11 protein-coding genes, 1 tRNA gene and 1 other RNA gene are annotated in these 14,627 nt (G+C 72.2%); 9 read left to right on the top strand and 4 right to left on the bottom strand.

The features are described 5' to 3' along the window. Nucleotides 1-83: 83 nt before the first annotated feature. From ACUY4T_RS10905 to ACUY4T_RS10915, 3 genes are all read left to right on the top strand, one after another. Nucleotides 84-1,931, top strand: a complete 1,848-nt coding sequence (locus ACUY4T_RS10905) for a helicase HerA-like domain-containing protein (protein WP_446018964.1) — start codon at nt 84-86, stop codon at nt 1,929-1,931. A gap of 11 nt (nt 1,932-1,942) precedes the next feature. Then, a complete protein-coding gene (locus ACUY4T_RS10910; RefSeq protein ID WP_446018965.1) occupies nt 1,943-2,584 on the top strand; it encodes a GNAT family N-acetyltransferase in 642 nt (213 codons plus the stop codon). A gap of 87 nt (nt 2,585-2,671) precedes the next feature. After that, entirely contained in the window at nt 2,672-4,915 is a 2,244-nt protein-coding gene (locus ACUY4T_RS10915) for a N,N-dimethylformamidase beta subunit family domain-containing protein (protein ID WP_446018966.1), read from the top strand. 44 nt (nt 4,916-4,959) lie between these two features. On the opposite strand, the gene ACUY4T_RS10920 is transcribed toward ACUY4T_RS10915, so the two are convergent. From ACUY4T_RS10920 to ffs, 3 genes are all read right to left on the bottom strand, one after another. Next, nucleotides 4,960-5,502, bottom strand: a complete 543-nt coding sequence (locus ACUY4T_RS10920; RefSeq protein ID WP_446018967.1) for a hypothetical protein — start codon at nt 5,500-5,502, stop codon at nt 4,960-4,962. 229 nt (nt 5,503-5,731) lie between these two features. Beyond that, nucleotides 5,732-5,816: transfer RNA gene (locus ACUY4T_RS10925), tRNA-Ser, on the bottom strand. Continuing rightward, nucleotides 5,814-5,910, bottom strand: an RNA gene (gene ffs / locus ACUY4T_RS10930) — signal recognition particle sRNA small type. The genes ACUY4T_RS10925 and ffs overlap by 3 nt, the downstream gene beginning before the upstream one ends. Before the next feature lie 94 nt (nt 5,911-6,004). Here ffs and pta point away from each other — a divergent pair. Both pta and ACUY4T_RS10940 read left to right on the top strand, forming a co-directional pair. Then, the gene (pta, locus tag ACUY4T_RS10935) at nt 6,005-8,173 is read left to right on the top strand and encodes a phosphate acetyltransferase (protein WP_446018968.1); all 2,169 of its coding nucleotides are present in this window, start codon (nt 6,005-6,007) and stop codon (nt 8,171-8,173) included. After that, nucleotides 8,170-9,363, top strand: a complete 1,194-nt coding sequence (locus tag ACUY4T_RS10940; protein WP_446018969.1) for an acetate/propionate family kinase — start codon at nt 8,170-8,172, stop codon at nt 9,361-9,363. The genes pta and ACUY4T_RS10940 overlap by 4 nt, the downstream gene beginning before the upstream one ends. A gap of 17 nt (nt 9,364-9,380) precedes the next feature. Here the strand turns inward: ACUY4T_RS10940 and ACUY4T_RS10945 are convergent, their stop codons facing one another. After that, nucleotides 9,381-9,776, bottom strand: coding sequence for a TraR/DksA family transcriptional regulator (locus tag ACUY4T_RS10945; protein WP_446018970.1), 396 nt, complete (start codon nt 9,774-9,776; stop codon nt 9,381-9,383). 155 nt (nt 9,777-9,931) lie between these two features. Here ACUY4T_RS10945 and ACUY4T_RS10950 point away from each other — a divergent pair, with 155 nt between their 5' ends. The 4 genes from ACUY4T_RS10950 to ACUY4T_RS10965 all read left to right on the top strand — a co-directional run bounded on the left by ACUY4T_RS10950 (nt 9,932) and on the right by ACUY4T_RS10965 (nt 14,611). Further along, the gene (locus tag ACUY4T_RS10950) at nt 9,932-12,211 is read left to right on the top strand and encodes a DNA polymerase III subunit gamma and tau (protein WP_446018971.1); all 2,280 of its coding nucleotides are present in this window, start codon (nt 9,932-9,934) and stop codon (nt 12,209-12,211) included. A gap of 3 nt (nt 12,212-12,214) precedes the next feature. Next, nucleotides 12,215-12,811 (top strand): recombination mediator RecR, encoded by a 597-nt coding sequence (recR, locus tag ACUY4T_RS10955; protein WP_446018972.1) that lies wholly within the window; start codon nt 12,215-12,217, stop codon nt 12,809-12,811. A gap of 64 nt (nt 12,812-12,875) precedes the next feature. After that, nucleotides 12,876-13,229: a nuclear transport factor 2 family protein gene (locus ACUY4T_RS10960; RefSeq protein ID WP_446018973.1), complete on the top strand. Its 354-nt coding sequence runs from the start codon at nt 12,876-12,878 to the stop codon at nt 13,227-13,229. A 107-nt stretch (nt 13,230-13,336) separates the two neighbouring features. After that, nucleotides 13,337-14,611 (top strand): aspartate kinase, encoded by a 1,275-nt coding sequence (locus ACUY4T_RS10965; protein WP_446018974.1) that lies wholly within the window; start codon nt 13,337-13,339, stop codon nt 14,609-14,611. The last annotated feature ends 16 nt before the right edge of the window (nt 14,612-14,627 follow it).

Below are 14,627 nucleotides of genomic sequence, written 5' to 3' on the forward strand. Positions count from 1 at the left end.
CGCTCATTACAAACGCGCTAGATGTAATGCATGTAACAAACCGATCTCAACCGTGTGACGAATGCCGCGGCTAGGATCGCGCCATGGCGGATGACGCGGTCCAGCAGGCGCAGCAGGCGGCGGACGAGGCGGCGAAGGCGGCGGCCGAGTTGCAGCGACAGGCGGCGGAGGCGATCCGGAAGGCGGAGGAGGCCGCGGCGCTCGCGAGGGCCGCGCTCGACGCGCAGCAGGCGGGCCAGCCGACGGATGCGCCGACCGCCGCGGCATCCGCTCGACCCGCGGCCCCTCCCGACTCGGCGCCGGTCGGCCCGCTCGACGCCGCCGAGGTCGACGCGATCCGCGCCGGCTACGCGTTCGAGGGCGCGGCGCTGGAGATGGGGGCGCTCGTGAACGGCGAGGCGATGCCCGAGGTGCCGGTGCGCATCCCGATCGCGATGACGAACCGCCACGGCCTCGTCGCCGGTGCCACCGGAACGGGGAAGACCCGCACGCTGCAGGTGCTGGCCGAGCAACTCTCCGCCAACGGGGTCGCCGTGTTCGCGGCCGACATCAAGGGCGACCTGTCGGGCGTCGCCACGCCCGGCGAGGGGAGCGAGAAGCTCCTGAAGCGCACCGCCGGCATCGGGCAGCAGTGGACCCCGGCGAGCTTCCCGACCGAGTTCTTCTCGCTCGGCGGCGTCGGCTCGGGCGTGCCGATCCGCGCCACCATCTCGGGCTTCGGCCCGCTGCTGCTCAGCAAGGTGCTGGGCCTCAACGACACGCAGGAATCCAGCCTCGGGCTCGTCTTCCACTACGCGAACAAGAACGGCCTCGCGCTCCTCGACCTCGACGACCTGCGCGCCGTGCTCGCGTACCTCGTCAGCGACGGCGGCAAGGCCGAGCTCGAGGGCCTCGGCGGGCTGTCGAAGGCGACGGTGGGCGTCATCCTGCGCGAGCTCATCGCGTTCGCCGACCAGGGCGCCGACGTCTTCTTCGGCGAGCCCGAGATCGACACGGCCGAGTTCCTGCGCACCGCGGCCGACGGACGCGGGGTCATCAGCATGCTCGAGGTGCCGGGCGTGGCCGACAAGCCCGCGTTGTACTCGACCTTCCTCATGTGGCTGCTCGCCGACCTGTTCCAGACCCTTCCCGAGGTCGGCGACCTCGACCGGCCCAAGCTCGTCTTCTTCTTCGACGAGGCGCACCTGCTCTTCCGCGACGCCTCGAAGGAGTTCCTCGCCCAGGTCGTCCAGACCGTGCGGCTCATCCGCTCGAAGGGCGTGGGCGTGTTCTTCGTCACGCAGACCCCGAAGGACGTGCCCGGCGACGTGCTCGCCCAGCTCGGCTCGCGCGTCCAGCATCAGCTGCGGGCGTTCACGCCCGACGACGCGAAGGCGTTGCGCGCGACGGTCTCGACGTACCCGAAGTCCGGCTACGACCTCGAGGAGACCCTCACCGTGCTCGGCACTGGCGAGGCGATCGTCACCGTCATGAACGAGAAGGGCGCGCCGAGCCCCGTCGCGTGGACCCGCCTGCGCGCCCCGCAGGCGTCGATGTCGCCGAGCCCGCACGACGTCGTCGAGCAGGCCGTCACGGCATCCCCGCTCACCGCGAAGTACGGCACCGCGATCGACCGCGAGTCCGCGCACGAGCTGCTGACGAAGCGAATGGCGGATGCCGCGGCCGCCGCCGACGCGGAGGAGGCGGCGAAGGCGCAGGCCGAGGCCGAGGCCGAATACCGGAAGATGCAGGCGAAGATCCGCGCGGAGGAGGAGAAGGCGCAGAAGAAGGCGCAGGCCGAGTACGACCGGCTCCTGAAGAAGACCTCGGGGTCCTCGCGCTCGCGCTCGCCGCAGCGCTCGACGCTCGAGCAGGTGCTCGGCTCCAAGTCGACCCAGCGGGCGATCACCCAGGTGCTCACCGGCATCTTCGGCATGGCCAAGCGCCGCTGACCGAGCCGCGCGTGCCCCGGATCCGTCGCTACCGCCCTGAGGATCGGGCCGCCGTCGCCGACGTGTGCCTGAAGACCGCGGCGGCGGGCGCGGATGCCACGGGCGTGTACTCCGACGATGCGCTCATGCCCGAGGTCTACGCCCTGCCGTACGTCGAGTACGCGCCCGAGCTCGCCTCCGTCGTGGTCGACGCCGACGGCCGCGTGGGCGGGTACGTGCTCGGCGTGGCCGACACCGCGGCCTTCATCGACTGGTACGCCCGTGAGTGGGCGCCGGGGTTCCGCGCGCGGCATCCGTTCCCAGGACCGCCGACATCGCATCGCCCTGCGTACACCGAGGCGCAGCTGGTCGCCAACGGCGGCGACGCCGAGCGGATGCGGATCGCCGAGCTCGACGCGTACCCCGCCCACCTGCACATCGACCTGCTGCCCGAGCACCAGGGGCGCGGCCTGGGGCGCCGGCTCGTCGACGCGCTGCGAGCCGACCTGCGCGCGCGCGGCGTGCCCGCACTCCACGTCGGGCTCGATCCGGCCAACGTCGGCGCGCGCGCCTTCTACGACCGACTCGGGTTCCACGAGCTGCGCTCGAGCACCCCGCGCGCCCCGCTGCTGGGCATCTCGACGGCCGACCGTTCCCCGTTCCACCCGGCCTGAGGACCCCCCAGACGTGGGGCTCCTGACCTGCGGGTCGCAGTGCGAGGCTGGTGGGACGCGCCGGACCCGTCACGGCGAGGAGGACCCATGCACGCTCGCCAGACCCCGAACCGCTCGCCCGTGGCGAACCCGTCCGGACCGAGCCGTCGCTCGGTGCTGCAGGCCGGTACCGCACTCGGCATCGCCGCCCCGATCGTCGGCGGCACAGGACTCGGCGTGGGCATCTCCGCCGCCTCGGCGCTCAGCGGGTACGACCCCAGGCAGCGCTTCATCCAGCTGGTCGGCGCCGGCAACGGCGTGATCTACGCCATCCAGGCCGACGGCAAGCTGCTCTGGTACCGGCACGCGGCGTGGTCCACGGCCGGCACTTCGTGGGCCTCCGGGAGCGGGCGGCAGATCGGCAACGGCTGGGCCGGCTTCGTGACCGTGCTCGGCGGGTCGAACGGGACGCTGTTCGCGCTGAAGCCCAACGGCGACCTGCTGTGGTACCGGTACGTGGTGAGCGACTGGAACACGGGCTCCGGCTACTGGGCCGGAGGGAGCGGCTCGCGGATCGGCACCGGGTTCACGATCTTCCCGCGACTGTTCGGCGGGTACGACGGCGTGATCTGGGGCGTGCGCGGCAACGGCGACCTCTACTACTACCGGTACCTGAAGACCGACGGCACCGCCGGGTCGGGCGCATGGACGGGCGGCAAGAAGGTCGGCAACGGCTGGAACGTGATGACCGACCTCGTGGCGGACGCCTCCGGCGTGATCTACGCGATGGCCGGCAGCCTCAAGTGGTATCGCTACGACGGCAGCAAGTGGGCCAGCGGGAGTGGCCGGGTCATCGGGAACGGCTGGTCCGACACCACCCAGAAGACCGCCCTCTGCACGGGATCGGGGGCGCTGTACCGGCTGCAGCTCGACACCAGCACGGTTCCCGACCTCGACGACAAGCTCCTGGCGTACCGCCTGACCACGTGGTCGAACGCCGGCACCAAGGGTGGCGCCTGGTACAGCGGCAGCGGCCGGCAGGTGGGCAGCGGCTTCACCTTCGAGGCCACGGCGAACCTGCAGGGGTACGCGACCACGCTCGACGTGCGCCAGGGAGGCACCGCCGCCGTGGCGGTCTCCACGAGCTTCGACACCTACCAGGCCTCGGTCGTGCGCCTCGCGCCGGGTACGTCCCCGCAGACGGTGCGGAACGCCGTGACCCTCGCCGGCGGCATCCGCACGCTGCCGTCCGACTACCGATCGGCGGGCTGCGACTGGCCCGTGTCGCTGTCGTTCGACGTTCCGGCGGAATGGCCGTCGGGCCTCTACTCGGTGCGGCTCCAGACCGGTGACGGACTGACGAGGGAGGTGCCGTTCACGGTCCGGCCGTCGCAGCCCACCGCATCGATCGCCGTGCTCATGCCGACGCTGACGTACCGGTCGTACAACCACTGGGGCGGCCACAACCAGTACACCACCGGACAGGGCGGCGTCCGCCGCACGTTCACCATGCTGAGCCCGTACGGCCGGGTGCCCTTCGACGCCAACGGCCGCCTGGACCACCTCTGGTACAGCGACGTGACGCTGCTCCGGTGGATGTCGGCGCGGGGCATCGCGTACGACCTGTACGAGGACCAGGACCTGCACGTCTCCGGCGACTGGCTGGACGCCTACCAGGTGCTCGTGCTCCCGACCCACCCCGAGTACTGGACCGAGGCCATGCGCACCAAGCTCATCCAGTGGATCGAGGGAGGCGGACGGCTCCTGTACCTTGGCGGCAACGGCATCTACGAACGCGTCACGTACGACGCCGCCGCGAACGCCGTGACCTTCCGCGCCGCGGACGGCGCCCGCGACGAGTACCGTCGCGCGGGGCTGCCCGAGTCGCAGATCTTCGGTGTCGCGTACGACCCGAGCCTGTGGGGGAGCTACGCCGCGTTCAAGGTCACGCAGGACCATCCCCTCTTCGCCGGCACGGGGCTGCGTGCGGGGGACACCTTCGGAGCCGGCGGCTACAACGGCCCGGCGAGCGGGTGGGAGGTCGACGGCCGGCTCGGGCTCGGCGGCGACGCGGCGACCAGCGAGGTGCTCGCCGAGGGCCAGCACTCCAAGCCCTCGTCGATGGTGTTCATGGAGCGCCCCAACGGCGGGTTCGTGTTCAGCGCCGGTTCACTGACGTTCGTGGGCGGGCTGGACTCCGACAGCCGGATGTCGGCGCTGCTCGAGAACGTGTTCGACCGGGCCCTGGTCGCGAACGCGCAGCAGCTCGAGGAGGCGCCCGACGAGATCGTGCCCAAGAAGGTCAAGCCAGCGCCCCGGGACAAGATGGGCCGGGAGGGCGCGAACCCCTGAGCCCCGCGCCCTCGCGCCGGGACGCCGGAGCCGCGCCGGTGCGGTCAGCGCGACGACATCGGAGACGAGATCGCGCGCCCCTCGAACCAGTACAGCAGGCCGTCGTCGCTCGCGCGGAGTTCTGCGAGCGTCACCGGCTCGGTGCGGTGCCACTCGGGCACCCCCAGCGCCGGTGCGATCGCATCCATCGCGGCGTCGTCCCAGAAGGTCCCCCGCATCCGCACGAGGCAGCGACCCGCGGCATCCACCACGAAGAGCTGGGCGACCGTCTCGAGCGTGTCGCCGCGGTAGGTGTGGATGCGCAGCACTCCGGCGACATCGGACCGTGCCACTCGTCGCACGCGGCCGAAGAACCCGCACTCGACGAGACCGTCCGGACCCGCCTGGATGCGGGTCCGCAGGTACCGGTGCCAGGTCAGCGCCGCGAGGCCGAGGAACACGAGCGTCGCGCCCGCGGTCGCGACGAGCGCCGCCCGGCCGAGCGAGCTCGCGACCCACGCCACCGTCGCGAGCAACGGCACGGCGAGCGCGAGTACCGGGAAGCCGATGCTGCGCGCGAGGGTCGGGCGGGGCCTCAGGGTGAGCACCCCGAGGCCCCCGTCCCTCGTCGATGCCGGACCGACGGACGAGTCCCCTGCGTCCCCACGCGTCGTGCTCGTCGGTGCTGTAGACATCGAGTCAATGATCCGTACTCGAGACGGTCTCCGCTATCGGCATTAAGGGGGACCGGAGGCGGCCCGGCCGGGTCGGCGGCGGAGGTCGTCGCGGAACGCGAACGAGCGCCGACCCTTCGGGTGCGGCGCTCGTTCGATCCGGCGGAGGATGGGGGATTCGAACCCCCGAGGGCTTTCACCCAACACGCTTTCCAAGCGTGCGCCATAGGCCACTAGGCGAATCCTCCTGGGACCCCTCACGCACCCGCCAGAGCCCGGTTGCCCTTGCTGCGTTTCCGCCCTGGGGGAGTTGGCCTGGATGGCGCCACGTGAGGAGCCTCGGACAGTCTACCCGAGCGCGGCCGGACCGCGAACCGAGCGCCCCTCGCCAGTGATTCCCAGCCGGGCGCCCGGGCCGCCCAATAGGCTGGCTGGCGTGGCGCACAGCATCTACATCTGCTCCGCGGAGGGCAACACGGGCAAGTCGACCGTCGCACTCGGAACGGTCGACACGCTGAGCCGACGGGCGACGCGGGTCGGCGTGTTCCGGCCCATCGCGAGGTCCACGCAGGAGCGCGACTACGTGCTCGAGCTGCTGCTCGCGCACGACGGCGTGATCGACCTCGGCTACGACGAGGCGATCGGCGTCACCTACGAAGACGTGCACGCCGACCCCGAGGTCGCGCTCGCGACCATCGTCCGGCGATTCAAGTCGGTGGAGTCGCGCTGCGACGTCGTCGTGGTCATCGGCTCCGACTACACGGATGTCGGCAGCCCGACCGAGCTGGCCTACAACGCGCGGATCGCGGCGAACCTGGGGGCTCCGGTGCTCCTCGTCGTCGGCGGCCGGGTGCCGCAGGGACGCGGCACGAGCGAGCGTCTCGGGTACACCGACGCGCGGACGCCGGACGAGCTCGCCCAGCTCACCGAGCTCGCCCTCGAGGAGCTCGATCGCGAGCACGCGACGCTCGTGGGCATCGTCGCCAACCGTGCCGACCCCGACCGCATCGACGAGGTCGTGGCGGCGGTGCGCGGCGCGGTGGGCCGTGCGGCCGATGCGGCGGTCTCCAACGGACGTCCGGCGCGGGACGCGGCATCCGTCGCGGTGTGGGCCGTGCCCGAGGATCCGTTCCTCGTGGCGCCGTCCATGCGGAGCGTCATGCACGCGGTCGGCGGCGAGCTCTACGCCGGCGACCCCGAGCTGCTCGAGCGCGAGGCGCTCGGCGCCGTCATCGCGGCGATGTCGATGGAGAACGTCCTCACCCGGCTCATCGAGGGCTCGGTCGTCGTCGTGCCCGGCGATCGCAGCGAGGTGCTGCTCGGGGTCCTCACCGCCCACGCGTCGGCCACGTTCCCCTCCATCTCCGGCATCGTGCTGAACGGCGGCTTCCCGGTCTCCGAGACGGTCGAGCGCCTGATCGAGGGCCTGAAGTCCGGCCTCCCGATCATCCGCACGCAGCTGACGACCTACGAGACCGCGCTCGCGATCACGCACACCCGCGGCCGGCTCGCCGCCGAGTCGCAGCGCAAGCGCGACACCGCGCTGGCCCTGTTCGAGACCCACGTCGACGGCCACGAGCTGCTCGACCGCCTCGACGTGGCGCGCACCGACGTGGTCACGCCGCTCATGTTCGAGTACGGCCTGCTCGCGCGGGCCCGCGCGGCCCGCAAGCACATCGTGCTCCCCGAGGGGTACGACGACCGGGTGCTGCGGGCGGCCGCGACCCTGCTCGCCCGCGACGTCGCCGACCTCACGATCCTCGGCGAGGAGATCGAGATCCGCTCCCGGGCGATCGGGCTCGGCCTCGACATCTCGAAGGCGACCGTGCTCTCGAACCACGACCACGTCCTCGTGTACCGGTTCGCCGACGAGTACCGCCGCCGCCGCGCGCACAAGGGCGTGACGCTCGAGCAGGCGCGCGACACCGTGCAGGACGTCTCGTACTTCGGCACGATGATGGTCGAGCTCGGGCTGGCCGACGGAATGGTGTCGGGTGCGATGCACACCACCGCGCACACGATCAGGCCGGCGTTCGAGATCATCAAGACCCGTCCGGACGTCGACGTGGTCTCGAGCGTCTTCCTGATGGCGCTCGCCGACCGGGTCCTCGTCTACGGCGACTGCGCGGTCGTGCCCGACCCGACCGCGGAACAGCTCGCCGACATCGCGATCTCGTCGGCGCAGACGGCGGCGCAGTTCGGCATCGAGCCGCGCGTGGCGATGCTGTCGTACTCGACGGGCGAGTCGGGTACGGGGGCGGATGTCGACAAGGTGCGACGCGCGACCGAGCTGGTGCGGGAGCGGGCTCCGGAGCTCCCGGTGGCCGGGCCGATCCAGTACGACGCGGCCGCCGACGCGGCCGTGGCTCGCACGAAGATGCCCGGATCGGAGGTCGCGGGCCGGGCGACGGTGTTCGTGTTCCCCGACCTCAACACGGGCAACAACACGTACAAGGCCGTGCAGCGCTCGGCCGGCGCGGTCGCGATCGGGCCGGTGCTGCAGGGGCTGCGCAAGCCCGTGAACGACCTCTCGCGCGGCGCGCTCGTGCAGGACATCGTGAACACGGTCGCGATCACGGCGATCCAGGCGGCGGCGGCGTCGTGACCGCGGTACTCGTCGTCAACTCGGGCTCGTCGTCGATGAAGTACCAGCTCGTCGAGGTGGAGCGGGGCGAGGCGCTCGCCACCGGACTCGTCGAGCGGATCGGCCAGCCCTCGGGCCGGGCGACGCACACGGATGCCGCGGGCCGGGAGTTCCGCGACGACGTGGCGATCGCCGACCACGACGCCGCGTTCGCGTGGATGCTGCAGGCGTTCGCCGAGCACGGCCCGTCGTTGGAGACGCAGGCGCCCGTCGCGGTCGGGCACCGGGTCGTGCAGGGCGGCGCCAGGTTCTTCGAGCCGACGGTCGTCACGGAACTCGTGAAGATCAACATCGACGAGCTGGCGGTCCTCGCCCCGCTCCACAATCCCGCGAACCTCGCCGGCATCGTCGCGGCCGAGCGCGCCTTCCCATCGGTGCCGCATGTCGCCGTGTTCGACACCGCGTTCCACCAGACGATGCCGCCGGAGGCATACACGTACGCCATCGACGCCGAGGTCGCCGCGCGCCATCGCGTACGCAGGTACGGCTTCCACGGCACCTCCCACCGCTTCGTCTCGCGGGCCGCCGCGGATTTCCTCGGTCGCCCGGTGGAGGAGCTGAAGCTGATCGTGCTGCACCTCGGCAACGGCGCGTCGGCCTGTGCGGTCGACGGCGGGCGCTCGGTCGAGACGAGCATGGGGATGACCCCGCTCGAGGGGCTCGTGATGGGCACGCGCTCCGGCGACCTCGATCCCGCGGTCCTCCTGCACCTGCAGCGGCGGGCGGGCCTCGACGTCGACGGGGTCGACGACCTGCTCAACAAGCGCAGCGGCATCCTCGGACTCGGCGGCCACGCCGACATGCGCGACCTCGTCGCGGCGGCCGAGTCGGGCGACGAGCGGGCCGGCATCGCGCTCGACGTCTACGCCCACCGCATCCGCTCCTACGTCGGCGCCTACGCCGCGCAGCTCGGTCGGGTCGACGCGATCGTGTTCACCGCCGGCGTGGGGGAGAACGCGTCGGACGTGCGGAGCCGAGCCCTCGCCGGGCTCGAGGGCTTCGGCGTCGTGGTCGATCCCGCGAGGAACGCCGCGCGAGGGCGCGGATCCCGCAGGATCTCACCGGAGGGCGCCGCGGTCGACGTGCTCGTCGTCCCGACGGACGAGGAACTCGAGATCGCACGCCAGACGCTGGCGGTCGTCGCGGACTGACGAGCGCAGCCGCCGCGTCAGCGCACCTTGCGCGCGCAGTCGATGCAGAGCGTCGCGGTCGGCCTGGCCTCGAGCCGGCCGACGGAGATCTTCTGCCCGCACCGCTCGCAGACGCCGTAGGTGCCGTCGTCGATGCGCGCCAGCGCGTGGTCGACGTCGACGAGCTCGTGCTCGACGTCGTGCAGCACCGCGGTGCGCTGCGACCACTCCTGGCTCATCGTCGGGCCGTCGGGGTCGTGCTCGTCGTCGACCGAACCGTCGGATCTCGCCTCGCGCACCGCCGTGATGCCCTCGCTCTGCTCGGCGAGGCGCTCCTCGGCCTCCCGGCGCTCGGCGAGCAGGAGTTCGCGGAATCGCTCGAACTGCTCGGCACTGCGGATCCCCGTCACGTGACCACCTCCGTCGTCGTGCACCGGGCGAGCGGATGCCGCAGGGCCGCACCGGTGCGGTCCCCCGATCCTATGCCCGACCGGCGACGTCACGGCCGGGCCGTACGGCCCGTCGCGGACGCCGCGGCGCGGTCGACGGCCCCGGCGGCGGTGTCGGACGGCGCGACTACGATTGACGCGTGGTCACCGCCCTCTACCGCCGATACCGGCCCGAGACCTTCGCCGAGATGATCGGCCAGTCGCAGGTCACCGAGCCGCTGATGACGGCGCTGCGCACCGACCGCGTGAACCACGCGTACCTGTTCAGCGGCCCGCGCGGCTGCGGCAAGACCACCTCGGCGCGCATCCTCGCGCGCTGCCTCAACTGCGCCGAGGGCCCGACCGACACGCCCTGCGGCACGTGCCCGAGCTGCGTCGAGCTCTCGCGCGCCGGCGGCGGATCGCTCGACGTCGTCGAGATCGACGCGGCGAGCCACAACGGCGTCGACGACGCCCGCGACCTCCGCGAGCGAGCCGTGTTCGCGCCTGCGCGCGATCGATACAAGATCTTCATCCTCGACGAGGCGCACATGGTGACGCCGCAGGGCTTCAACGCACTCCTGAAGCTCGTGGAGGAGCCGCCCGAGCACGTCAAGTTCATCTTCGCGACCACCGAGCCCGACAAGGTCCTCGGCACCATCCGGTCGCGGACGCACCACTACCCGTTCCGGCTCGTGCCGCCGGCGCCGATGCTCGACTACGTCCAGCAACTCTGCGACGAGGAGGGCGTCTCGGTCGAGCCGGGCGTGCTGTCGCTCGTCGTGCGGGCCGGCGGCGGGTCGCCGCGGGACACGCTGTCCCTGCTCGACCAGCTGATCGCCGGTTCCGAGGGGTCGACGGTCGGCTACGAGCGCGCCGTCGCGCTGCTCGGCTACACGCACGGCGCACTCCTCGACGAGGTCGTCGACGCGGTCGGTGCCGCCGACGCGGCGGGCGCCTTCGCCGCGGCCGACCGGGTCATGCAGACCGGCCAGGATCCCCGCCGCTTCGTGGAAGACCTGCTCGAGCGACTGCGAGACCTGATCGTGGTCGCCGCGACCTCACCCGAAGCGGCGGCCGCGGTGCTGCGCGGGGTGCCGGCCGACGAACTCACCCGCATGGCGGGGCAGGCCTCGGTTTTCGGCCCGGCCGAGCTCTCGCGGGTCGCCGACCTCGTGAACCAGACGCTCACCGAGATGACCGGCGCGACCTCGCCGCGGCTCCACCTCGAGCTCATGCTGGCCCGCGTCCTGGTGCCCGCCGGCGACGCGAACGAGCGTGGTGCGCTCGCCCGGGTCGAGCGACTCGAGCGCCGGGTGGGCGTGGCCGATGCCGGGGCCGTTCCGGCCGCGACGACGCCGCGTCCGTCGCGCCCGGAAGACGACACGGCGCCCGCGCGGCCGGCCGCGTCGACCCAGGCTGCGCCGGCTCCGTCGCGCGCCGAGGCAACCGAGCCCGTCGCCGCGCCGGCCTCCGCCGCACCCGCCGGCGGCGCGTCCGGCGCCCCGCCGCTGCCGGTCCCGCCCGCCGAGTCCGAGGCCGGGGCGCCCGCGCCCCGCGCCCTGCCCGCCGGCCCGGTGACGCTCGAACTGGTCCGCGATGCCTGGCCGGAGGTGCTCGGTGTCCTCGAGCGCACCAAGCGCACCGCGTGGATGGCGGCGCTGACCGCCAGGGTCATCGACTACCGCACCGACGATGCCGTGCTGATCCTCGGGTTCCCGAGCGAGAACGACGTGAAGGAGCTGCGCGGCGCCACGGGCACGCAGAGCCCGGCCGAGCTGCTCCGGCGCGCGATAGGCGAGGTCCTGGGGGTCCAGGTCAAGTTCATCCCGCGGGTGATGGGCCCGGCGACGCCGCCTCCGTCGGCGCCCGGGCAGCCCGAGGGCGGGGCGGACGCCCCGCGCGACCACTCGCGCGGCGACGCGCCGGCCCCGAGCTCCGCGACGCCCGCCACCGGCGACACCGGCCCCTCCGGCTCGCGCGGTTCGCGGGTCGAGGCGGCCGGCACGACCGCGGCGGCGAGCGCGCCCGCCGCCGACCCGGTGGATTCCTGGGCGACCGTGGCCATCCCCACGACCGACCCGGCCGTCGACGGCGCGACGACCGCGGGCCGGGAGGTCGCACGGGCAGGCCTGGCTGCGACCGCGCTCGCCGAGCGTCCGGTCGCTCCGACGCCGGCGTCCGCCGAGGAAGTGCCGCCGCCCGACGACGCCGATGCGCCGCCGCCAGATGACGAGCCGCCGTTCGAGCCGGGCCCGGAGCCCGTCGACGAGGTGCGCGCGGCCGACCGGCGCCGCCCGGCGCCCACGTCCGCTCCGGGTTCGTCTGGTCCTGCCCCGATCCAGCGCTACGGCGAGGCGGTCGTCCGCGACCTCCTCGGCGCGACGTTCCTCGAAGAGGTCGAAGCGCCGCCGTCGCCGCGATTCGGCGAGCGGGGGTAGCGCGTGTACGAGGGCATCGTCCAGGAACTCATCGACGAACTCGGCCGCCTGCCCGGCATCGGGCCGAAGTCGGCGCAGCGCATCGCGTTCCACATCGTGCAGACCGAGCAGTTCGACGTCTCCCGTCTCGCCGAGATCCTCACCGAGGTGCGCGACAAGGTGAAGTTCTGCGAGATCTGCGGCAACGTCGCCGAGCAGTCGACCTGCTCGATCTGCCGCGACCCCCGCCGCGACGCGAGCCTGATCTGCGTCGTCGAGGAGGCGAAGGACGTCGTCGCGATCGAACGCACGCGCGAGTTCCGCGGCCTGTACCACGTGCTCGGCGGTGCGATCAGCCCGATCGACGGCATCGGCCCGGACGAGCTCCGCATCCGCCAGCTCATGCAGCGCCTCGCCGACGGCACGGTCGCCGAGGTCATCATCGCGACCGACCCGAACCTCGAGGGCGAGGCCACGGCGACCTACCTCAGCCGGCTGCTCACGACCCTCGAGATCCGCGTGACCCGGCTCGCCTCCGGCCTGCCGGTCGGCGGCGACCTCGAGTACGCCGACGAGGTCACCCTGGGTCGTGCGTTCGAGGGCCGCCGGATCGTCGGCTGACCACGATCGCGGCCGCCGCACCACCCGTTGACGGGGCCCGGGCGCTGCCGCTACAACGGAGCCCATGAGCGCTGGCAGGGACTGGGTCGAGGGGTACATCCGCGCCTGGGAGACCAACGATCCCGACGACATCGCCGCGCTGTTCGCGGACGACGCCGTCTACGAGTTCAGCCCCGACGACCCCGACGCGATGCGCGGACGCGAGGCCATCGTCGCGGGATGGATCGACTCGAAGGACGAGCCCGACGACTGGACCTTCGACTGGGAGGTGCTCGTCGAGTCCGACGACCTGGTCGTCGTGCAGGGGCGCACCGACTACCCCGCCGCGAAGCTGTACGACAACCTCTGGGTCATCCGGCTCGCGCCGGACGGGCGAGCCGTCCGCTTCACCGAGTGGTACATGGAGCGCGATCGCTGACATCCGGCGCCCGTCACATGGCGGGCCGTGGATGCGGCCCGCCGTATGATTGACGTTCCGGCGCCGGGTGAACAGCTCCCCGGCCCAGACACCCCGGGAGCGCCCACGTGAGCTTGATCGTGCAGAAGTACGGCGGATCGTCCGTCGCCGACGCGGAGAGCATCAAGCGGGTCGCGAAGCGCATCGTCGACACCCGCAAGGCGGGCAACGACGTCGTCGTCGCGGTGTCCGCGATGGGCGACACGACCGACGAGCTGCTCGACCTCGCGCATGAGGTGAGCCCCATCCCCGCCCCGCGCGAGCTCGACATGCTGCTCACCTCCGGCGAGCGCATCTCGATGGCGCTGCTGGCGATGGCGATCAAGAGCATGGGCGTCGAGGCGCGCTCGTTCACCGGCAGCCAGGCGGGCATGATCACGGATGCCACGCACGGCGCCGCGCGCATCGTCGAGGTCACGCCGGTCCGGCTCCGCGAGGCGCTCGACGACGGCGCGATCGTCATCGTCGCCGGGTTCCAGGGATTCAGCCGGGAGTCCCGCGACATCACGACGCTCGGCCGAGGGGGCAGCGATACGACGGCGGTGGCGCTCGCCGCGGCGCTCGACGCCGACGTGTGCGAGATCTACACCGACGTCGACGGCGTCTTCACGTCGGACCCGCGCGTGGTCAAGAAGGCGCACAAGCTCGATCGCATCACCAGCGAGGAGATGCTCGAGCTCGCGGCATCCGGCGCCAAGGTCCTGCACATCAGGGCCGTGGAGTACGCACGACGCCACGGCGTGACGCTGCACGTGCGTTCGTCGTTCAACAACAGCGAGGGGACGATCGTCTACGACCCCGAGCGTCTTCCCGAAGGAGAGACTGTGGAAGAGTCCGTCATCGCCGGAGTGGCGGTCGACCTGTCGCAGGTCAAGATCACGGTGGTCGGCGTGCCCGACGTGCCCGGCGCCGCCGCGAAGATCTTCAAGCTCGTCGCGAAGACGAATGCGAACGTCGACATGATCGTCCAGAACGTGTCCGCCGCGGCGACCGGCCGCACCGACATCTCGTTCACGGTGCCGAAGTCCGACGGCGAGCGCGCGCTCAAGGCGCTGTCCGAGGCGCAGGAGTCGCTGGGCTTCGAGTCGCTGCAGTACGACGACCAGATCGGCAAGCTGTCCCTGGTCGGTGCGGCGATGCGATCGGCGGCCGGGATCTCCGCGCGCCTGTTCGAGGCGCTCTACGACGCCGGGATCAACATCGAGATGATCTCGACCTCCGAGATCCGCATCTCGGTCGTCACCCGCGCCGACTCGGTGAACGACGCGGCGCGCGCCGTGCACACCGCGTTCGAGCTCGACAGCGACATCGACGCGGTCGTCTACGCGGGCACGGGTCGCTAGGCCGACGAGCGGATGC

The organism is Agromyces arachidis (assembly GCF_052805135.1).